The organism is Psychrilyobacter piezotolerans, from assembly GCF_003391055.1.
GTDB lineage: Bacteria > Fusobacteriota > Fusobacteriia > Fusobacteriales > Fusobacteriaceae > Psychrilyobacter > Psychrilyobacter piezotolerans.
In genome coordinates, this window is the sequence record NZ_QUAJ01000006.1 from 104,933 (window position 1) to 124,798 (window position 19,866).

Annotated in this window: 26 protein-coding genes; all 26 read right to left on the minus strand. The window is 29.2% G+C overall.

The genetic code is table 11. The annotated features are described in order from the left end of the window. Positions 1–13: 13 nt before the first annotated feature. The 26 genes from DYH56_RS04995 to DYH56_RS05115 all read right to left on the minus strand — a co-directional run bounded on the left by DYH56_RS04995 (position 14) and on the right by DYH56_RS05115 (position 19,857). The gene (locus tag DYH56_RS04995; protein WP_114641763.1) at positions 14–1,003 is read right to left on the minus strand and encodes an XkdQ/YqbQ family protein; all 990 of its coding nucleotides are present in this window, start codon (positions 1,001–1,003) and stop codon (positions 14–16) included. A 1-nt stretch (position 1,004) separates the two neighbouring features. Continuing rightward, positions 1,005–1,421, minus strand: a complete 417-nt coding sequence (locus DYH56_RS05000; protein WP_114641764.1) for a hypothetical protein — start codon at positions 1,419–1,421, stop codon at positions 1,005–1,007. Beyond that, positions 1,421–3,274, minus strand: coding sequence for a tape measure protein (locus DYH56_RS05005; protein ID WP_114641765.1), 1,854 nt, complete (start codon positions 3,272–3,274; stop codon positions 1,421–1,423). Before DYH56_RS05005 ends, DYH56_RS05000 begins: the two co-directional genes overlap by 1 nt. Then, entirely contained in the window at positions 3,267–3,401 is a 135-nt protein-coding gene (locus tag DYH56_RS16350; protein ID WP_255414676.1) for a hypothetical protein, read from the minus strand. The genes DYH56_RS05005 and DYH56_RS16350 overlap by 8 nt, the downstream gene beginning before the upstream one ends. A gap of 35 nt (positions 3,402–3,436) precedes the next feature. Continuing rightward, the gene (locus DYH56_RS05010; RefSeq protein ID WP_114641766.1) at positions 3,437–3,868 is read right to left on the minus strand and encodes a hypothetical protein; all 432 of its coding nucleotides are present in this window, start codon (positions 3,866–3,868) and stop codon (positions 3,437–3,439) included. Positions 3,869–3,930: 62 nt separating this feature from the next. Beyond that, on the minus strand, positions 3,931–4,335 hold the full coding sequence (locus DYH56_RS05015) for a phage tail tube protein (protein WP_114641767.1): 405 nt from the start codon (positions 4,333–4,335) through the stop codon (positions 3,931–3,933). A gap of 12 nt (positions 4,336–4,347) precedes the next feature. Beyond that, entirely contained in the window at positions 4,348–5,448 is a 1,101-nt protein-coding gene (locus DYH56_RS05020) for a phage tail sheath C-terminal domain-containing protein (RefSeq protein ID WP_114641768.1), read from the minus strand. Continuing rightward, positions 5,449–5,889, minus strand: a complete 441-nt coding sequence (locus DYH56_RS05025; RefSeq protein WP_114641769.1) for a phage tail terminator family protein — start codon at positions 5,887–5,889, stop codon at positions 5,449–5,451. Between the two features lie 10 nt (positions 5,890–5,899). Then, positions 5,900–6,313 (minus strand): HK97 gp10 family phage protein, encoded by a 414-nt coding sequence (locus DYH56_RS05030; protein ID WP_114641770.1) that lies wholly within the window; start codon positions 6,311–6,313, stop codon positions 5,900–5,902. Continuing rightward, positions 6,306–6,635 (minus strand): phage head completion protein, encoded by a 330-nt coding sequence (locus DYH56_RS05035; RefSeq protein WP_114641771.1) that lies wholly within the window; start codon positions 6,633–6,635, stop codon positions 6,306–6,308. The genes DYH56_RS05030 and DYH56_RS05035 overlap by 8 nt, the downstream gene beginning before the upstream one ends. 43 nt (positions 6,636–6,678) lie before the next feature. Next, positions 6,679–7,761, minus strand: coding sequence for a phage major capsid protein (locus DYH56_RS05040; RefSeq protein ID WP_114641772.1), 1,083 nt, complete (start codon positions 7,759–7,761; stop codon positions 6,679–6,681). A 12-nt stretch (positions 7,762–7,773) separates the two neighbouring features. Continuing rightward, positions 7,774–8,382 carry an HK97 family phage prohead protease gene (locus DYH56_RS05045; protein WP_114641773.1) on the minus strand — a complete coding sequence of 203 codons (609 nt, stop codon included), beginning with the start codon at positions 8,380–8,382 and terminating at the stop codon, positions 7,774–7,776. Positions 8,383–8,443: 61 nt separating this feature from the next. Then, positions 8,444–8,719 carry a head-tail connector protein gene (locus tag DYH56_RS05050; protein ID WP_114641774.1) on the minus strand — a complete coding sequence of 92 codons (276 nt, stop codon included), beginning with the start codon at positions 8,717–8,719 and terminating at the stop codon, positions 8,444–8,446. Next, complete coding sequence (locus tag DYH56_RS05055) at positions 8,716–9,936, minus strand: phage portal protein (RefSeq protein ID WP_114641775.1); 1,221 nt, start codon at positions 9,934–9,936, stop codon at positions 8,716–8,718. The genes DYH56_RS05050 and DYH56_RS05055 overlap by 4 nt, the downstream gene beginning before the upstream one ends. A gap of 224 nt (positions 9,937–10,160) precedes the next feature. Next, positions 10,161–11,843 carry a terminase TerL endonuclease subunit gene (locus DYH56_RS05065; RefSeq protein WP_114641776.1) on the minus strand — a complete coding sequence of 561 codons (1,683 nt, stop codon included), beginning with the start codon at positions 11,841–11,843 and terminating at the stop codon, positions 10,161–10,163. Then, a complete protein-coding gene (locus DYH56_RS05070) occupies positions 11,843–12,295 on the minus strand; it encodes a phage terminase small subunit P27 family (RefSeq protein WP_114641777.1) in 453 nt (150 codons plus the stop codon). The genes DYH56_RS05065 and DYH56_RS05070 overlap by 1 nt, the downstream gene beginning before the upstream one ends. A gap of 118 nt (positions 12,296–12,413) precedes the next feature. Beyond that, positions 12,414–12,845 carry an endonuclease gene (locus DYH56_RS05075; protein ID WP_114641778.1) on the minus strand — a complete coding sequence of 144 codons (432 nt, stop codon included), beginning with the start codon at positions 12,843–12,845 and terminating at the stop codon, positions 12,414–12,416. After that, positions 12,845–13,399 (minus strand): tyrosine-type recombinase/integrase, encoded by a 555-nt coding sequence (locus DYH56_RS05080; RefSeq protein WP_114641779.1) that lies wholly within the window; start codon positions 13,397–13,399, stop codon positions 12,845–12,847. Before DYH56_RS05080 ends, DYH56_RS05075 begins: the two co-directional genes overlap by 1 nt. 360 nt (positions 13,400–13,759) lie before the next feature. Beyond that, complete coding sequence (locus tag DYH56_RS05085) at positions 13,760–14,200, minus strand: hypothetical protein (RefSeq protein ID WP_114641780.1); 441 nt, start codon at positions 14,198–14,200, stop codon at positions 13,760–13,762. A 231-nt stretch (positions 14,201–14,431) separates the two neighbouring features. Next, entirely contained in the window at positions 14,432–14,578 is a 147-nt protein-coding gene (locus DYH56_RS15885; RefSeq protein WP_158539055.1) for a hypothetical protein, read from the minus strand. Between the two features lie 122 nt (positions 14,579–14,700). Next, entirely contained in the window at positions 14,701–16,188 is a 1,488-nt protein-coding gene (locus DYH56_RS05090; RefSeq protein ID WP_114641781.1) for a PIN-like domain-containing protein, read from the minus strand. A 175-nt stretch (positions 16,189–16,363) separates the two neighbouring features. Further along, on the minus strand, positions 16,364–17,113 hold the full coding sequence (locus DYH56_RS05095; RefSeq protein WP_114641782.1) for a hypothetical protein: 750 nt from the start codon (positions 17,111–17,113) through the stop codon (positions 16,364–16,366). A 35-nt stretch (positions 17,114–17,148) separates the two neighbouring features. Then, on the minus strand, positions 17,149–17,529 hold the full coding sequence (locus DYH56_RS05100; RefSeq protein ID WP_114641783.1) for a PH domain-containing protein: 381 nt from the start codon (positions 17,527–17,529) through the stop codon (positions 17,149–17,151). A gap of 56 nt (positions 17,530–17,585) precedes the next feature. Continuing rightward, positions 17,586–18,518 (minus strand): hypothetical protein, encoded by a 933-nt coding sequence (locus DYH56_RS05105; protein WP_114641784.1) that lies wholly within the window; start codon positions 18,516–18,518, stop codon positions 17,586–17,588. A gap of 47 nt (positions 18,519–18,565) precedes the next feature. After that, on the minus strand, positions 18,566–18,745 hold the full coding sequence (locus tag DYH56_RS05110; protein WP_114641785.1) for a hypothetical protein: 180 nt from the start codon (positions 18,743–18,745) through the stop codon (positions 18,566–18,568). A gap of 35 nt (positions 18,746–18,780) precedes the next feature. After that, complete coding sequence (locus tag DYH56_RS05115; protein ID WP_114641786.1) at positions 18,781–19,857, minus strand: hypothetical protein; 1,077 nt, start codon at positions 19,855–19,857, stop codon at positions 18,781–18,783. Positions 19,858–19,866: the final 9 nt, after the last annotated feature.

Sequence of the window (19,866 nt, forward strand, 5' to 3'; positions counted from 1 at the left end):
GGTAATTATCTATTTACTCCACCCCCTGAATTGTAATATTGGTTTTGTGAATATTATTGTTACAACTATGATTACTTGATTTTATGAGATATTTCCCTTTAAGGTCAAAATCATCATTATTTAATGGGATGATTCTTCCAGCTCTTAAAAGGTCACTGCCTAAGAGGTTAAGGCTAATATCTTCATGTACTCTGTTTAATTCTTTCAACTTATTTTTAGCTATATTATTAGTTTGCGACTCATCTTTATCTTGTGCAGATAATACCTCTTGTAATAGCCCATATTTAGCGATATTAGTTTCATCTTTTACACTTTCTACCACTCTAACGTCTTCTTCATCTTTGGAGCTTACAAGCACACTATTTTTCATTTCTTGTATGCTCTGAGATTTGTTGATATTTCCTATCACATTTAGAATTTTAAACTGTTGAGATTTAGTTTTAAAAATTGGATCTACTTCTAAATCTATATATTCTTTAATGTATATTTTACCCTCTCTCATTTCTAATCTATATTTTATATCGAGTTCATTTTCTGCCTGAAATAACATATCTTTTATAATTTCTGCTATAGTCTTATCTTTATAGATTTTGGTTATTGGTGTAGTTATTGTATCTACGTTACCAATAGGAATATTGAACACACCGCATAATTGTCTTATAGCCTCACTAGCTTGAATATTTTTAAATTGCTTTATAGTCTTAGATTTATTTAAATAGATAGCGTAATCAAAGGCTGTAATGCCCTTGCTGTATCTATTCCATACTACATCTGTAATGACTCCCCTAAAGATCTCTTTAGAATTATTTTTTAAGATTAATTTATCTCCAATTTCAACTAAATCATAATTTTTAAGATAAAGATCATCTCTATTTCTAGCCATATCAAAAGTTAATTGAGTTCCTAATGTATCTATATTGTCCGACCAACTCAAATTTCCAATCAATTGTGTTATATTAAATTTTCTATCGGTTTTTAATAAAAAAAGAGTGTAATTATCCATATTACACACCTCTTATAAATCTATATTCTTTTAAATTAAGTGAATACTTAATATTTTCTACTCTGTCATAACAATAATCAAAATTTTCAATACCACAAGCCATATTTAAAACCTCTCTACCATCTTTGGTAGATAAAATTAATCTTATTGGAACTCCTTTACCTCTCCATTTATTGAAAAAATCAACATATTTTTGCCCTTCTACACTTCCAGCTTTTGCCCACCGTTCTTTTTTTTTCAGAAATATTGATTCTATACTAAGGCTTTTAAGTCCTAAATCTCCAATAATATTAAGAGTTCCATTATTGATAGTTTTAAACTCTTCATTATTTGAACTTGATTGAGGTTTTAAATCACGAGGTATTACAGGAAATACAAGTATTTCTCTATTGTTATCTGCACTAACTACTAAATTCATTAAACCACCGCCACATTAGAGCCAGTAATATTTGCTATTTCATAGATAGCCTTAGCTGTCTTTTCTTTAAAATCTTCAAATCCGTATACATCACCATGAAAATGAAATTCCATTTTTTTCTCTTCTTTAGTTGTTTTATTGTGAATGTTAGAATTATTAACATTACTATTTTTAGTATCCTGAGAATTAGAGTTATTGATATTGGTAATATTTTGTGTACTTTTATTATTCAAATTTCTAGTTTCATTGTTAAGATTAGTAAGTGAAGTCTTAGAGGGAATTCTAGAACTTTGAGTGAATAACTCTTTAGAAGCAATCTTATTTTTCGTTACTGGTATTACAGTCTTTACTACTGCATCCCGAGATGGTTTAGTAGCTAATACACCATCTGGATTATTTTTAATTTCTTTATTCTTTTTTTTCTCTTCATTACTACCGAAAAAACCTTTAACTATTCCCCATGCTTTTTTCCCAACATTAATAATCTTATCAAAATGTTGTATCAAAAGTTTTAGGGGTTTAAGTGGTAATAAGAAATTTGATGCCATATCAAACATAGAAAATCCAAATTCTTTTATGCTACCCCACAGCTCTACAGCTTTAGCTTTTATCTTATCAAAATTTTTCCAGAGTAATATACCAGCTACAACAATAGCTGTTATACCTGCTATAACCATTCCAATAGGATTAGCTGTCATAGCTGCATTCCAAGCCCACTGGGCTATTGTAATAGCATTTAAAGTACTAGATCCAGTAGCTAACACAGCAGTTTTTACTCCTTCAGCTATTGCAAAAGCCTTTGTATATGCTATTTGAGCTATCATTATACCTTTGTATAAGAGCATAGCTCCATAGATTGTCAGAATTATAGGTGCTATCGTTCCAAAGTTCTCAGTGATAAATTTTACAGTTGGGGCTACTACTCTAGCTATTTCTTTTATACTGTCTATCATGAAAGATACAGCTACTACTGTATTATCAGCTATTTTTTCAATAGTCCCGTCTGTTTGCCATTTTAATAGTGTATCGCCTACGATTTTCATCTTACCTTTTAAGAGTTCAAATACTGACCCTTGTTTTATAGCTCCATCTTTTTGCATCCCTACAATGTTTGCTAAAGATATTTTTGTAATTCCTGTAACAGTAGACCACATACCTTTAAACGTTTTTGCTTGAGTAGCAGCACCCCCTTTAAATTTACTTTCCATTAGCTGGAATAAAACTTTATTAAATTGATTTTGATCTTTGATCTGACCTTTTTTATTAACTAAATCTTTCATATTCATTTTTTGAGCACCAAAATCAATTATGCTTTGTTTAGTGATCCCAAACTCTTTTAGTCTTTCTAGCTCTCCAGCCTGTGCATCTATAATAGCTTCATTAGCTTGATCCAATGATTTATTTGTTGCACCTGCCATATCTGCAATAGATGGTAAATAAGCCCTTGCACTCACTCCCATAGCTTCTAATTTTGCACTGGCTTCAACCATTGAACCAGTTTCAAAAGGGGTACTATTTGCTAAATCAACTGAAAATTTCATAATTTCCCCAGCCTTTTTAGCATCTTTTGTAGCTGTCATTAGTTGAGTTTTGTACCCTTCTAAATTCATAGCTTCTCCAAATCCAATTTTAGTTGCCATTGCACCCGCTATACCTCCAAATGCTACTGTCATTTTAGTTACATCTTTTACAGCATCTCTAGCAGTTTCTTTAATTTGTCTACCCATTTTTTTAATTGAGTTAATAGTTCGTTTATTTTCTCTGTTGATATTTTTTGTGCTTTTAGCTATTTTTTGTGCTGGTGCTGTGAATTCGTTTTTTAAAGTTAATATAGTTGCTATAGTTCTACTCATTATTTTCATCACCTCCCTGCCTTCTATTTTCTTCCTCAATATATTTATTTTTGGCTTCTATGTAGAAAACTTTTTCTAAATAACTGGCATTGAGTAAATCATCTAATTTATGTCCTCTAACTACCAAGAAGGCTATCGTGTTAAACCAGCCATCTTGGTCAATTAGTTTTTTATTTCTTCAGTTGCTTTTTTAATTGAATTATTACCATTTACTTTTCCCATTATCTTCCTAGCAATTTCATTTGTTTTATTGATCCCAAAAATCTTAACTGGTGTATCTAATGGATTTTCAATATCAAAACTTTCTCTTAGTTCGGTTGACTGCATATAAGAACAGCATTGATAAACTAATTCCTTACTCGCGTCTAAAATTCCTTCAGTATCCTGAGAAATTACATTGTCTTCACCATCAGTTTGAACTGAGTTTGAAGTTCCATCTATATAATTCAACATTTCTTTAGTTGTTGGTCTTTTAAATTCTAATTCCCCAAAATCTCCTGTATCAATTAAAAATAATTTTTCTCTTTTAGATTCAATTTCCATAGCTTTTTTTATAAAATGTTCTAAACTTAATCTTTCTAATTTCTTTTTCATAATTTCCCTCCATTTATAAAAAAAATGAAGCTCTCAGATCATTTCTAAGAGCTTTCAATTTTTTAAACGATTACTTTATAAGCCCTTGCACTTACTGAAAGTTCCACTTGTGTAATTTTTTTATTCTCAAAATCTGAAAGAGGTATTTTATCAACTGTACAATCAATATACCTCACAGTTTCAAAATCTCCAGTTTCAAGATTTTCTTCTGTAACTATTGCATCAAATTCGAACCCTAATTGTTCACGTCTTAATCTGTGCATAAAAAGTTCTGAATCTCTTTTTAAAAATGTTACTGATCCAGCAATTTTGTTTCCCATAGGAACTCTAATTTTCCCATATCCGTTAGGATCATCTATCTCTTCATATTCAATCTCATTATCAAATTTAGATTTAGTTACTGTTCCTATGAGCATTCCACCTAACCAAAGTTTTCCTTTACCCTTTTTTAATTCCCTTTTCTTCAATTTCTAACCTCCTTACATAGCTATTTTAAACTTAAAGTCCTCCATAGCATTTAAGATTTTTGTATCAGCAGTAAAAACTACATTAGTTCCATATGTCATAGACATAGCTTTTTTATCGTCCCAACTATCAACGATTTCTTTTCCATATTTTGGGTAGTTAAGAAGCCTTTGAGCTTCTACATCTATCTCTGTTTTATTATCATAATTTTCATCTAAAATACTGTCTGATTCTAACCCTTCAAAATAAGCAGTAATAGCACTTATTAAAAGTAATTGATTTTGGAGCTTATTTTTATATTTGCCTTTATAAAATTTATTCCAAGTATCATGAATATCTGTGAACATTAAGTCCATAGATTCAACTATAATTGCAAATTTCATATCATCTGTAACGTCTTGTCCTGTTGTAACTAATGAGTTTATAGATCTAGCTATTTTTACTATACCCTCATCATTGGTCAATACAAGTTCTCCCTTATTTATTGCAGCACCCAAGTCATCAACTTCTGATACACTTTCTAATAACTGCAATGGAATAGCAATAGCACTCATATCAAGAGTTAATCCTGCATAGACTCCTAACAAATAAGATATAGCCTGATTTCCGTTTTGTTCCCCTCTGTCATCTTTAAAAAATACTTTATCAGTAGTTAAATTAAAGATATGTATATTGTCTGTAACAGTCCCTTTATACGCTAATACTTTATATCTTTTTCTATTGTTTTTAACTTCTGATTTTACAAAGCTTACAAGTTCGTCTTGCTCTGCGGTTGTCCCATCTGCAATAGATATCCAGCAATTTCTGGGGATTTTTCCCTTTATCTTACTCAATAAATCTGCTAAAACTCCATCTGTACTATCCATCCTAGCTATAATGATTTTTAATGGTGTTCCCATAAAGCAGTCTTTTATATACTGGATATTTTCATCAGTATATAAAGCCAGTTGCTCACTTGTTAAATCTGCTGCACTTCTATATTCTTTAAAATCAAAAGTCTTATCTGTATCATCTTTAATTATTAATACAGCTGTTCCTTTTATACCTCTTTTGATAGCTGAAGTTCCCAACCCCTTAAAGATTATCTCTAAATTAGGTAAACCAATGTCTGCCATCTAATCCACTCCTTTTATATTTAATTCGCCCATCATTTCTACATTATCAACTTTGTTATATAGTTGTGAGAACTCTATATCAAAGCTATACTGTAACACTTTGTCTACTATATCAATGTCTATATCACTATCAATATCTAAATTAAACCCTTCTTCTACTTTTAATATGCTATCTTCTACAAATAACTCATCTAGTGAGTCAATCATATTAAGATTTTCAATCTTATTTTTATCTTTCTTAGAACTAAAATAATGAATTCTAACACTCATTTCTTTGTCCTGAGATACAGACATAAAGTCACTAGATCCCATATTATCTAATTCAACCATAAATGATGGTCGAATTATTTTTTCTTCCACATCTCCAGAGCTTAAAATAGGGAGATCAAACTTAGTTTTTAACTTTTTATTTACTGCGTTTAATATTTTTATATAACTCATACATCACCCCTTATAAGTTATGGTTATCGAGCATATCATCTATAAAATTTTGAGTATCTGCAAGGTAATCATCTGCAAAATCTTTTTCTGCTTTTTCCAAAAAATGAACTCCAGTTTTAAAGCCTTTTTCCACTCCATTTTTACCAACTATCCTATGCCCTTTGTCAATTAAATGACCATGAGGGGAAGAGTTATATGCTCTTACTGTCCATTCACCTTTATTCTTATAAACTTTCCCCCTTTTAGCCCCTTTTAAAAGGTTACCAGTTTTCTTTTTAACTAATTTTTTTATCTGTGATTTTTGTCTCCTAGAAAGTTTAGATCCTTCTTTTCTCAAATGTTTTTTTACTTCTTTTCCATTATCAAGATTAGAAGCTAAATCTAAAAGATCTTTAGTGAAATCGTCAAAATCATTTCTACTCATAGGTAACCTCACAACTAAAGTCTAAAAAACTATTATTTTTAAAGTCTGGTATCCAGTCAATTACTTGATACTTTTGATTTTCTTTTTTAAAAAACATATCAATACTAGGATTCTTAACAGATAACTTTCTACATCTGATTATCAAGGATAGATTCACTTCCTCAAGATCTGTACTACCAATTTTAGATATTTTTCCATGCTTGGGTAATATCTTACACCAAATGTCTTTTATTTTTTTCTCTACCCTGTCTACTTCTTCAAGTTCGTTTTCAACATCGGTCATTCCCCATAGTTCCACTCTTTGATTTAATTCATTTGTCATAAATCACCTCATTAAAAAAAGGCAGGTTTCCCCTACCTTTTCTCTAAAATTCAATTTTCTTGATACTTCTAACAATACCTTTTTGAACTCCTACTCTTTCTAATACTCTTAATTTCACCGTATCATTTGAAAACCCTGCCTCTGTAGATTTTGCAACTGTAGCTTCTTTCCTAGGTGTTATCTTTACAGCTTCTTTCATGCTTAAACTATAAAATATTTGTGTTTTCCCTTCTCCTGCTACTACTAAAGAATCATCTGCTACTACTAATTCTTTTCCATTAAAGTAATATTTACCATTCATTTCAGTTACAAGTCCTAGTTTCCTACCATTTGCATCTTTTTTATTTTTTAAATGTGCATACCCTTTTGCATTTGTTAAAGTAATAAGACCAGATTTAATTTGTGGAATTGCCGTGTCCATCGCAGTTTCTAGGTCTTCATAACCATCATTACCACTAGCATCTGTAGCATTAGCCTTAATAATATCAATTATTTTAGTATTTTCAACCCTTGTAACTATTTCTACAAAGTTTTTCTTACAGATATTTTCTATTTCTATTTCAGCATCTTCAACTAATTCTGATGTTAATGTTTGAAGTAAACCGTGTTTAGCACACTTAAATGCCATCTCAGTAGTTACTAACGAACCTTCTACAATGTTATCCCCTTCTGCAACTTTAGGCATATCATTTTGATCTAAATCTACTACAGGAATAGTTCCCTCATTTTTAGTTACAGGGATAACATCACAATAACCTCTCAATGATCCATAACCTTTTTTTATTTCTTGTAATTCATTAATGAATTGTTTAGGCAGGACTGCTGAATTATCAACTGTTTTTACTACTGCTCTTTCTTCTGTTGATAATTCCTTCCCCATGACCGATTTAACAATAGATCTCATTTCTGAAATTGTTTCGCTAGGGTTTGGTTTATTTTTTTTAGTTTTCATTACTTGTAGTTCTCTCTCCTCCTGTTCTTCAGCTAATTTTAAAAGTTCTCTACTCTCTTCAATTTCTGCTTTGATTTGTTTTGCACCTGCTACATCTCTAGCTTCAATTTTTTTATCTAATTCACCTGTTTTTGTTGTTATTTCTTGTCTTAGTTCTAAAACTTTTTTTCCCATTTTTTCACTCTCCTAAATTAATTTATATAATTCTAAATCTACTTTTAACTCTTCTAACTCTCTTTCTTCTTGAAGCTTATTTTTTTCACCTGCTAAAATTTGTTTAGCTCTTGTAAAAACTGTTGTATCATCATATGCTGGGATACATAATACAGAGCCTTCAAATAAATTTACTTTTCTTAGTGTTCTAGTATTAACATCTGTTCCCCTGTCGTAAATATTATCTTCATCTAAACATTCAAAACCAAAACTACACCCTTGAATTAGCCCATCATTTACTAGTTCAATCACATCTTTAGCATATGATAGGTTACTGTTTATAGTAGCTTTAAACTTTAATCCAACATTATCCACTTCTAGTTCTAATAGACCAGTTTTAGTTGAAGCCAGTGGCTTGTGCCAGTCATGATGATATAACATAAAAATATTATGTCCATCTGCAATGGTGTCATCAAAAGCTCCAGAAGCAATAATTTCAATGAACCCATCCCAAAGCTCAGTGGGATTATTAAATTTTGCAAAATAACCCTCAATTACTACTTTTTTTTTATCTTCTGTGTTTATTTCTCGGATTTCATATTGATTAGCTGTCCTAATCTCTCTTTTGGCATCTTTTTTCATATTTCACCTCCTTTCAAACTATCTAATAATTTTGGATTTCGGAACTTCCGAAATAGGAATATTAGCTGTAATTAGATAATTTATCCAAAATACTAGTTGTGATTATATCTGTTTTAAGGTTTGAACTAATTTCAGATCCCCTATTGGTAAACATATCGTTGATTAGTTTTAACTGAAGTAAATCCGCTAGTTTAACTGCTTTTTCATCTTCTTTATACAATTCACCAGCCATTGAATCAATATATATTTCACTTGTCTCTATCAAAGTTTGAATATATGGATCTTCATCATCATAATCAATCCTCATATGCTGTTTAACTATTGTTAATGTTGTCATTTTTTATCCCCCTTTTGATAACTTGTTTTACCTGCTATTAAATCACTAAGCAAAACTTGTCCAGAAGGTAATGTAATGATTGGATCTCCACCTAATTTTTCAATTCCGAGGATCTCCCTAGCTTTATCTAAATCATAAACACCATTTTGAACATAACTATTGATTATATCTGCTTGGTTTTTAGCTGATAACCTGAGCATGACATTAGTATTAAACCTTATTTTATAGCCTTGAGATCTCTCTTTTTCACTTAATAATTTCCAGTCCATTTCTTGCTCAATAGCTTGGAATATTACCTGTAAACAATCCTGTAAAAACTGTAAATTATCTTGCTCTTCACTTTTGGCATTTTCTTTAACCCATCCTAATTTTGATAAGGGAACATTAAAAGTCATTGCTATCTCTTCCTTAGATAACTTTCTCAGTTCTGCAAACTGAGCATCTGCCAATGTTAGATTAAGAGGTTGGACTTGATATCCAGCAGGAACAGTAAATATTTTTCCATTACTTGAATAAATACGATCAAATTTACTTTGAATTTTTTTTAGTTCTTTTTCATCTTTAACTTGAGATGTTACTTGAACTGCAATTTTATTTGTAAGTCCATTACTAAATAATTTATTCAAATAATTTTGTGATTTAAGGCTACTGTCTAAGCTCTCACGAGTTATAGACCTAATCGCCTTAGCTTGTATTCCATCTAGGGTAAAATCTCTTAATATAATCAAATCACGATCAAAACAATCATTTTGAATATTAGTACCTGCAAGGGTATAGCTATATAAAATGCTAGTTACTCTATCATTTTCTAAAAAACCAATATCATCTATGGTAACTTGATTTATTTTTACTGGATACAAACCTTCAATTTTTCCATTTATAAGTCTATTGATATAAAGACCTGCCATCCCATAATGTTTTGCTATCCCTACAAAAGCCTTGTAACAATCAATAGCAGACATATAAGGGTTTGGTCTGAGTCTTAATTTATCAAATAAATAATGTTTTTTTTCTATAAATACTCCTTTATCGGTTGTTTTTTTCAGCTGTAAACTACATTTAGCTATTGATTCAGATATTATCTTAATGCAACTAAAATAGGTTGATTCTTTCATTTCACCATAGGGAGTAATATCAAAACCTTTTTCAAAACTAAAGTTTTCCTTCCAATCATTGACTGATACTTCTTCTCTTTTTTCTAAACGATCAAATATCACTTTTTATCACCTCGCTTTCTAAATAGAAATAGAAATATGCTTAAACTTATAAAAAATAAGGCTATTGTGTATAATCCTAAATATTTATTAATCCAAAAATTAGTGGCAATTATGATAAAAATTCCAATAAAAAAAAGACTTTCAATTATGAATAATTCATTTAAGATAATCTTTTCTAATATTACTTTTATTTTATTTTTTATTTTTTTAAAAATTATCATCACCTACCAATCTTGACTATCTAATGCTTCGATAGCATCATATTCGTCTTCATTTATGTATAGCTGACTATAACCAAATATGGTTGCAACCGCTAAATCTATTCTTGTTTTATTTTTATTTACTTTTTCTAACATTATATCCCCTGTCATATGTCTTGCTTTTGCTTTGGCATTACTCATACACCAGTCCAAAAGTTTATTCCTTTGATAAATTACTTTTCCACCATAGACATCATTTCTAAATGCTTTTGTAGGGGCTGATAACTCAGTATAGGTCTGTTTGACTACCTCTACCTCATAATCATTGCTTAAATTCTGTAAATTCTGTATGAAGTTGTAAGGATCACTACAAATAAGAAGTATATTACATCCATACTTATCTTCTATTTTTCTTATTTCATTTTCTAATAAATTATAGTCGATATAATTACCTTCTACAATTGTACAATAACCTAACCTTGCCATTTCTCTATAATCTATTTTTTCCATCCTGTTTGGTAAGCTACCTTCAGGTAAAAAAGCATGAGCCTTTAAATAGTATTTATCATCTTCTTTATAGATGATATTCATGGCTGTTAGGTCAGTAGTTAGTGAGCAATCAATAGCCACAACTACATTTTTACCTTCTAACTCTATTTTTTCCACTTCACCTTTTTTCCATAATTTAATATCAAGGTAATTTTCAGAACTACTATTTTGTAAAAAATTATTCATATCTTTAGTGATATATTCATTTCTTACAGTTGGCTTCAAACTAGCTGTTTTCCTGTTTTTTCTTATAATCTCATAGTTTTCCTCAATCCTTAATGGATTTGATTGATACATTCCTATATCATCCCACAGATGTTTTTCTTCTGCATAATATAGCAACGCAAATTGGTTATCATCTTCGATACCACCATTAAAAACCCCTCTGATATAGTCAATATCTGTTTCCATTATAGAAGCAAATATTTCATATGCAGTTGTAGTTCTAAATACCAATGGATTTAAAACGTTTTTTTGTCCACCTTTCATGGCATTGAAGTTACTAGCTTCTTGAAAGTTCCCATGTTCATCAGAAACAAAGGCACAGGGTCGAATTGAGTTGTTTTTTCCACTTTCAGCAGTTCTAGGTTGAAAGAAATTTTTAGTGATCTTACACTCTATTTTTCCTGTAAAAGTTTTACTGATTGAAAAATATTTATTGATGTATGGGCTGGCTTCTAATAGCTGTACCATTCCTTTTCTTAACTCAGATGCTAACTCTTTAGTTAGGCATATACTATAAAATTCAGAATGTTGTTGCTCTGTGAGCATTAGCAGTATAAATATTATTGCTACTAAGTTAGTCTTGGCATTTTTACGACTTATAAAAAGTGTTATATCATTATTTTTAAACTTATAGGGCTTATCTTTATACCTAAATAAAAATACTCCACATAGTAAAAAACATTGAAAATTTACTAGATGTTCAAGTACCTGTTTTCCTGCAACAAAACCAGTTGCATAATTAAAAAGTTTCAGCAGGTTATTTATTTTTTTCAGTTTATTTTCATCAGCATAATATTTAAAATCTTTTTTATGTTGGTTGATTCTATAATCTTCTAAAAATATTTCACACTGTCTTTTTACTTCCCAAGTAGTAACTTCTTCACCACTGATAACATCATCACAATATTTTAATGCTCTATCCAGTAAGATCATCAGTCATCACCTCGTAATGCCTCCAATACAGGGTCATTATCTTCTTGCATTGACTGGTATGCTGCATTAGCTAATTTACTCCTACTCTGTGGACTCAGGCATAATTCATTGCATAATCTAAAGAACTGCCTCATATATGTATCTTGAACTATTCTAGCCTCTTTATTTAAAATATTTTCTTCTAATAGTTCTTCTGCTGATTGGATTCTATCCAGAGCAACTGCACAACTAGATAAGATATAGATATCTAAATTACAGAGTATGTCACTCTCTTTTAATTCAGTTACTATAGTCTTAAATATTTTCTTGGCATTTTTATTTAAATATTTTAGAGGTTTTATTTTATCATTTCTACCCTTTAATTTTTCCTCTGCATCTTTCCTTGCCCTGTATTCTTCTGTACTTATATTGGAACTTAATAAGCCAACACTCTTGGCTGGTCTTCCTCCCATTTTATCACCTCATTTCTGATTTAGCTTTTTAAAACATTTCATTTTCGGGGATTTTTTAAATTAAGACTTAGGTAGCGATGACGAGCCCCTATCCCAATATTTTCAGGGGGTAGGGGGGTTAATGATTTTCTTCAAATCTCTTCATGATACTAAAAAGAAAATCTTGCATCTTTTTTTTAGTCTTTAGACTCTCATTGTAAGCACTATGTACCTCATTATGGTTAGATTCGCTTAAATATAGGAGGTTATCAATATCATATATTCTTTCGGGATCTTCTGTGATCTCTATGATATGGTGCGACAGTGATCCATGAGATATATTCCCATACTTGTATAACTCATATAGATCTAATCCATAGTATCTTAATTTACATTGTTCTCTAGTCTTTCGCCATCTGGTTGAAGAATAAAATTTCTCACTATTTTTATTCCTAATATTTTTATTATAGTATTTCTGTTGTTTTGCCCTTGCTTCCTTCTTCCCATCACAGGAACATTCTTCTCCATATCCATTTTTCTTCCCACAATAATCACATTTAACTTTAATCATTACCGTCTCCTAAAGTCCATATTGTTAATTGCTTTATCTTTTAAATCCTGACTGGTTCCAATATACCTAAGTGTAATAGCAGGGCTTGAGTGGTTATATAACTCCTGTAAAAATACAACATCTTTTGTTTTATTGTAATAGTGATAACCAAATGTTTTCCTAAGAGTATGACAACCTATACTATCTAGTCCTATCTCTAGTGATACTTTCTTTAACACTTGCCATATTCTCTGTCTTGATAGAGGTTTGTTTTGTCCCTCTCTACTCTGAACTAAAAAATTATTACTACTCTTACCAATAATATATTTTTTTAACTCTGTCTTTAAGTACCTATTGATAAATACTTTTTTTAGTTTTTTAGTTTTCTGTTCTTTTAAAACAAAATGACTTCTATTTTTTACATCTGAAACTTTTAACTTTAAGAGATCTGATATTCTCAATCCAGTATAAATACCAAGTAAAAATAAAATATGCTCTCTTTCTCCTATCATTCTCATTTTCTCTTCAAACTCGTTTATTTTTTCATAATCTCTTATTGGATCTACTGCATTCATTTCATCACCTCTTTTCTCCTCCCTTTTCCTCTTTGAGTTTTACATATCTCATAGTCTGTATAACTCGCCACTCTCTTAAATCCATTTATTTTAAAGGGCTATACTTAATCCTAAACACCAGTTTAACATCTGCTTAAAAATGTAAAATTGATAGTTAAAATAAAATATATTCCAGTATAAATTAAAGGAAATAAAAAAAGCCCCTAAGGGCTAGATGCTGGATCGAGTCCAAGCATCAAATATTATTTTATGTGAGGTCTAAATAAGTGTACCTATTTAACCCACTATAATTATAACATATAATTTTAGCCCTTTTACTATCAATTTACTGTCAATTTACTGTCAATTTTATTTGTAGCTTTATATCGCCATATAGACTGACAATAGGTACATATCCTCAAGTATCCTTAGAGCTTGTTTTCTTCTACGGTAAATGGTAGACATTTCTATCTCTGGCATTGCTGTTTTTATTTCCTCAAACTTCTTATTTTGAAAATATCTGAGATCAATAACATTGAATAACTCTTCTCCATTTTTCTCATTCTTTAATTCAAGGACGGTGTTATATATATTATCTGCAATTTCCTCAGCCCTCTTTGCCTTTATAAGTAGTTCTTCTTTCTTGAGGGTTACAAGCTCGATTGCTTCATTCCCTTGTATAAATTTAGCAGAACTCTTTCCAGCTATGATAGGATCATATTTAATCCCTTTCATTGTTTCGGGATCAAGGGAAGCACACCTTTTTAATGCAGTGGCTTGGTTTTTTAATTTAATATATTTTTTTAAGATACTCTCAGTCATAATTCCTCCCTTATTTTTTCAAAAAAAAAGAAGCATAAAAACAGGCTAATATAGCCTATTCTTATGCTTCAGTCTTACTGATGGCATAGTCAAAAGATGTCTCTATGTGTAAGCTGCTCTTTCTCAGTAGCAAATAATTGCTCTTTCCAGTGGCAGGTCTTACAGATCTATCTTTCCAAAATTTCAAATTGTACGAATCTCACAATTTGCATTATTTAATTGTTATAACTTTTATATTTTATTATCTGTGAATGTTTTTGTTCTTATTGGATAACCATCCTTAAGAACTACGGTCATTTCTCCATGTAGATTATTATTCATGTGATTTTTTAATTCTGAAATAACTTTTTCTAATTTTTCATTTTTTTTCTTATCCATAATTTCCTCCAGTGTGATAATTTTCTAATTCTTCAGTCAATTATATTATACACATGGAGTTAGGGAAAAGTTAAGAAGTAAATAAAAAAAGGTAGTGGAAACTACCTTTTTTTATTTACTTGCTACATTTCATCAGCACATGCCCTGCAAAATCCGCCTGTATCTTCTTCATGAGGAAACTTCAGACCACAGCCAGCACAACAAAATCCAGTAGTTGTATCATCCATACATCTCTGACAAATAGGTTCTCCTGAGCTATTCTGATAACCTCCAACTTCTTGTTGACATTCCACACATAACTCAGATTGATCATAGCTATATTCTTCTTGGAAAATCTCAAATTCTACATTTATTGTAGAATTTGAATGATCATATAAATTTTCTTCGTTAAAATTCTCTATTGTTTGTGTAAGTTTAGCTTCTCCTTTGCTCTTCAGAATATAGGATCTATAATCCCCTCTATCAAAACTTTCACCAATACTTTCTATAAAAACAATATCTTCCGAAATTCCTTTAGCAATAATTTCAAATTCAAATAAGTATATAATTTCATTTTCTAAACATTCTTCTATTTTTTTATTTAAAATAATTACTTCGGGATCTTCATCTGAAAAATTAAAATACTCTCCACTATCTCTAAAAAATATTTCATTGTTAACTGAGGCAATTCCACTATAAACGATGTCCTCATGATAAGCATCTATTATTCCGTCTTCTATTATTTTATCTTCTGTTAAACAATTTAAATATTTTTTAGAAGTAAATTCAAGAATTTTTTCTATTGCTTCTGGTTTTCTTATACCATAATTTTGCATAACTGCATCTATAAATGACCTAAAATTTGTACCTATAATATTTTTATTTGCTTTTCTCTTAAATTCTTTTTCCATTTCTTTAGGAAAAACACTTGTGTCGCTAACTTGATTCCATTCTTTAAAATCACTTGTAACAAAAATAATGTCTTTATTTTGTTCTTTTGCTAACTCTATTATTTCAAACCAGATAATTAAATCACTGTATAACGCAATTCCTTCTTTTCCCTTTGTATCCCCATATCCTGGAGCTATTTTATTTTTATACCGATTCTTTCCTTCGGCACATATTTGATATATTTTTTCAATAGGAAAACCATTTAATACTTTTCCTTGTGCCTTCAAAGAATTTATTAATTGAATAACTTTATCATTTTCATTTGAATCTTCTTTGATTGTTTCAATGATTTCATGATCTTCTTGATAATCTTCCAATATTTTTTCCATCTGCTCAATTTTGTCATTTATTTCTTCTATTGTTTTTTCTATATTAGGAAATTCAAAATCTTTTAAAACTTTTAATTTTTTTATAATATTTTCAGAATATTTGTCGTTTATTTTTTCTAGCTCTTTAAAAATAAATGTTGGTTTAAAATCCTTCATAACATCTTTATAATTTTTAAAAAATTCATATTCTACGACCTTAGGAATGGAAACTTTATCTTTAATTTTTTCAATTGCATCTAGAAAAGTGTCTTTAACTATCGGGGAATATCTATATAAATCTAGATATGAACTAGTGTCAATTACAATAATATAATCATTTGTAGAAAGTGTAGTTTTAATTTTTTCAATCATTATTTTTGTTTCCTCCTATTTTTTCACTCGTTTTATATTTATCTTTAATTCCCTTACTATTTACTAGTTGTTCTTTAATTATATTAACCTTTTTTTAAGAAAAATTCAACTTGTAAAAAAAAGAGCCAAAATAATTTTTGACTCTTGATTCCTACAACATTGTATCTAGATATAATTATTTATCATTCTTATTATTATCTTCTAGATTTGTGTTAATTGTTTCGAACCCAATACTTAAATCTTCGAAAGTAATACCATCAGTTCCTAGGTCATAGTTTTCCATAAGAGAGACAGTACTTGATGGAATTGGTTTTGGTGGAATTGGTTTTGGTTTATTCTCTTTATCGCTCATTTCTCCTCCTTCGTATTTAATAAAAATTATTACAATTAACAGAATTAGCCCTGAAATTGTTAGGTTTTTGATGCTTTTATATATATTAGTTACTCTTCTATCATTTTCCTTTGTATTAATATCTCCAATAAATATTGCATTTTTAATATGAAGATTATCAATGTCTTCGTATATATTTATTTTTATTTTATTTTTTTCCCAATCTTTATAATGTTCATGGTCATAGTAGTTTACAGCATTATCTATATCTTTTATATGATTTGATGGCAATGGCAGATACTCATATTTATAGCCAAATAGAGATTTTATTAAATAAAATGCCCCTAATGCGACAAGTAAAATTGAAACAAAAATTAAAATAAAAACTAGAAAAAAAAGTACATTTTTTTTTGAAATTAAAATATGAGAAATCCTATATAAATTATTAAAAACATAACCAAAACCTCCTAAAATTAGAGTAGATAAAGTTATCGGAAGGGTTAGCCTAGTGTATAGATTGTTTCTTCTATTTTCTTCATAATTTAATCTTTTTTCAAGCAATTGAAGCTTATGCTCTCTAATTTTTTTATTCATTTTATCTCCTAAAATATTTTCTTTGAATAATTTTTTTAAACTGTTACTCTACTAATTGCCTTTACAAAGTCAATAACAGTAGAATCTTCCTTCCCAAAACGCATAGAGTTACTAGATCCTTTGCATTTGATTACTACTGAATGAGGTGCAATAATTCCCGAAGTTTTAACAATTGAAATAGAGTCGATATTTTTAATCGGTATAAAGACCATTTCTTCTAATGTCTTATCTGAGAAAGATAAATTTTTATCTTTGAAGATGACTCTTTTATTTGTAAGATATGCTTTATCTATTATTCCAAATGTTTTTTCTATTGTCTCCCCATCTAATAAATATTTCCCTACTTCTTCATAAAGTTTTTTTTCTTCTTTTTTATTTTTTTCCTCTTCTGTTTTAGGTTTTCCAAAAAATGCCATTGTATTTTCTCCCCCTTTATTAATCTATTTAAATTTTATTTTTTATAGCTATTAAATTATACAAATGTAAATGATGGAGTCTCTTCTTGATCCTCTGTTTGATCCTTTGCTTTATTCTCAATTTGAGGTATTTTCGATTGAATAAAACTTAATTTTTTAAAATCAGGATATTCTGTTTTGATTTCTTTAGCAACCTCTAATGCTGGATGAACTTCGGTACCTTTTTCAATAAGAGTACTAAATTCTTTGATCGAGTTTTTTATTCTTTCTAAATGTTCAGAATCATTTGAAGTAAAATGTTTATCTTGGATTGCTTTAGCTTCCATTTCTATATATTGCTTAATTAACTTCTTATGAGCATCTTTAACTATTTTTAAATGGTCGTTAGAAAGTTGAATTCTTTCGACCTCTTGTTCGTGTAGTTTCAGCTTTATTTTTTGATTATTTATAAAACCTGATGCCCAAACAACACTTCCGACCACATGAACTGCTACCATGCAACCCAAACTAATATCTGTCCAAAATGATCCATTGTCAAAATTTTTAATTTCAATCTTACTTCCTACAATTTCATCATGGAAAATCACTTGAGATATTGCAGTATCTAAAGATTTATATACTTTTGATAAATCATCAAAAGAACTTGGAGTTGGTAATTTTATTGAGATGGTATGTTCATCAGATTTAGGGTATAATTCACCAAAATTTTCTGCATACATTCTAGAACTTAATGCTATTTGGTTGAGAATACTTGATGCTTTTTGTATTTTTGAGTCGTATTTATATGTCACAAAATTATCATTAAAAAAAGCATCTTTTAATATTTTTTCATGTTTTTTAAAAGATTCTATTTCTAGGATTCTTTTAACAGTTCTTCTAAACTCTTCTGATATAGTTACAATCTGTATTCCTTGTTGACTAGTTACTGGGATAATTAAATCATTTATATCGATATCATTAATAATATCAAAAATTTTTTTCATTTTCATGTTTCTATTCTTCCTCCATACTAATATATATTCTATTATTAATTTTTTTACTTAGTCCAACTATCAATTTCATCCATTATTAAACCCATAAACTTAAAACCCATATTAGGCATATAATATATAATTACCATGGTTATTATAAAATCGATTGAATTACCGAATACTTCCATATTTTGATAAACAGTATAATATAAAATTATTCTAAATATCCAATAAATTTTATCCATATAACTCACCTCTAAGCTTTATACTCCAAATTTTTTTAAATACTTGTATATTTCTCTGTTCCTTCTTCCATATCCTCTAAGCTTGGAAGTGATAAAGTTTGAATAAAGTCTTCTTGATCTTTAAGGAATAACAATTCACTACCTTTTTCTATTTGAAAAACTTCATTATTTACTTTCATTTTAGTGCTTAATTTAGAAATTCTTTTAGTATCTTTATAAAGCTTCGCTGTATAAATTTGAACATCCTCTTTCATATTAGTTGTATCCATTCCTAGACCTTCCATTTTTTCTATTATATCTAGCTTTTCGCCAATAACTTCCAAAACTTCTTTCTCTCTTTTTACTTTAGTTGTAGGAGAATAGTGATTATATATTTCATTAGCACTAAAGGTTAGAGCAGAACTTATTAATCCTATAATCACAGGATGCCCAGCTAATTTACTAAAAAAAGTTCCTGATTCAATTTTGATGATTTCCAAAGGAAATTCCTTTTCATCTAACTGAAATAAATCAAGACCTCTCTTATATAGATCAGGAATGACAGTCAATAAATATAGAATCTCTTTATGACTATTAACACCGTTACAAAACTGTAGTTCTAAAATCTCTCCATTATTATAATTTTGATTTTCTAAAATAGTACCGTATTTCTCAATTCTTTTTATTTCATTAATGATTCCTCTATATGAATTTATAAGTTTTCTAATAGACTGTAAAAATTTTGGTATTTTTAAATGGTTCTTACTTGAATTTAGATAAATATCTAAGTCATTCATATATTCCTGAAAAACATTTATTAATTCATTTATATCATCACAAAAATTTTCGCCTTTAGAAAAGGTGTAATTTGTCAATTTTATCAAAAAATTATAATTCTCCATTGTGTTAAATGTCATACTAGTAAAGAGTTGTACAGAAGCCAATTTAATTTGTAGTGTTTTTTGTATACCATTCCCAGCGAAACCGCCACTAACAGGAACTTCGTTCCAACTACTATTTTGCAACTGGTTATACTCTAAGAGCATTTTTTCTAGTATATTTATTCTATCCTTAAACGTTTCTAAAATTTTTAATTTTTCAATTGATTCTTCTACAATATCTTTATATATCACTGGTTCTCT

What these genes read in the sequence shown, in the direction of transcription:
- DYH56_RS05100 (WP_114641783.1), bottom strand. Translation starts at nt 17,529, where the DNA reads ATGGCATTTTTTGGAAAACCTAAAACAGAAGAGGAAAAAAATAAAAAA.
- DYH56_RS05090 (WP_114641781.1), bottom strand. Translation starts at nt 16,188, where the DNA reads ATGATTGAAAAAATTAAAACTACACTTTCTACAAATGATTATATTATT.
- DYH56_RS05000 (WP_114641764.1), bottom strand. Translation starts at nt 1,421, where the DNA reads ATGAATTTAGTAGTTAGTGCAGATAACAATAGAGAAATACTTGTATTT.
- DYH56_RS05075 (WP_114641778.1), bottom strand. Translation starts at nt 12,845, where the DNA reads ATGATTAAAGTTAAATGTGATTATTGTGGGAAGAAAAATGGATATGGA.
- DYH56_RS05085 (WP_114641780.1), bottom strand. Translation starts at nt 14,200, where the DNA reads ATGACTGAGAGTATCTTAAAAAAATATATTAAATTAAAAAACCAAGCC.
- DYH56_RS05050 (WP_114641774.1), bottom strand. Translation starts at nt 8,719, where the DNA reads ATGACAACATTAACAATAGTTAAACAGCATATGAGGATTGATTATGAT.
- DYH56_RS05080 (WP_114641779.1), bottom strand. Translation starts at nt 13,399, where the DNA reads ATGAATGCAGTAGATCCAATAAGAGATTATGAAAAAATAAACGAGTTT.
- DYH56_RS05095 (WP_114641782.1), bottom strand. Translation starts at nt 17,113, where the DNA reads ATGAATAAAAAAATTAGAGAGCATAAGCTTCAATTGCTTGAAAAAAGA.
- DYH56_RS05035 (WP_114641771.1), bottom strand. Translation starts at nt 6,635, where the DNA reads ATGACAAATGAATTAAATCAAAGAGTGGAACTATGGGGAATGACCGAT.
- DYH56_RS05105 (WP_114641784.1), bottom strand. Translation starts at nt 18,518, where the DNA reads ATGAAAATGAAAAAAATTTTTGATATTATTAATGATATCGATATAAAT.
- DYH56_RS05110 (WP_114641785.1), bottom strand. Translation starts at nt 18,745, where the DNA reads ATGGATAAAATTTATTGGATATTTAGAATAATTTTATATTATACTGTT.
- DYH56_RS05030 (WP_114641770.1), bottom strand. Translation starts at nt 6,313, where the DNA reads ATGAGTAGAAATGATTTTGACGATTTCACTAAAGATCTTTTAGATTTA.
- DYH56_RS05070 (WP_114641777.1), bottom strand. Translation starts at nt 12,295, where the DNA reads ATGGGAGGAAGACCAGCCAAGAGTGTTGGCTTATTAAGTTCCAATATA.
- DYH56_RS05005 (WP_114641765.1), bottom strand. Translation starts at nt 3,274, where the DNA reads ATGAGTAGAACTATAGCAACTATATTAACTTTAAAAAACGAATTCACA.
- DYH56_RS05010 (WP_114641766.1), bottom strand. Translation starts at nt 3,868, where the DNA reads ATGAAAAAGAAATTAGAAAGATTAAGTTTAGAACATTTTATAAAAAAA.
- DYH56_RS05020 (WP_114641768.1), bottom strand. Translation starts at nt 5,448, where the DNA reads ATGGCAGACATTGGTTTACCTAATTTAGAGATAATCTTTAAGGGGTTG.
- DYH56_RS05025 (WP_114641769.1), bottom strand. Translation starts at nt 5,889, where the DNA reads ATGAGTTATATAAAAATATTAAACGCAGTAAATAAAAAGTTAAAAACT.
- DYH56_RS05065 (WP_114641776.1), bottom strand. Translation starts at nt 11,843, where the DNA reads ATGATCTTACTGGATAGAGCATTAAAATATTGTGATGATGTTATCAGT.
- DYH56_RS05045 (WP_114641773.1), bottom strand. Translation starts at nt 8,382, where the DNA reads ATGAAAAAAGATGCCAAAAGAGAGATTAGGACAGCTAATCAATATGAA.
- DYH56_RS04995 (WP_114641763.1), bottom strand. Translation starts at nt 1,003, where the DNA reads ATGGATAATTACACTCTTTTTTTATTAAAAACCGATAGAAAATTTAAT.
- DYH56_RS05040 (WP_114641772.1), bottom strand. Translation starts at nt 7,761, where the DNA reads ATGGGAAAAAAAGTTTTAGAACTAAGACAAGAAATAACAACAAAAACA.
- DYH56_RS15885 (WP_158539055.1), bottom strand. Translation starts at nt 14,578, where the DNA reads ATGGATAAGAAAAAAAATGAAAAATTAGAAAAAGTTATTTCAGAATTA.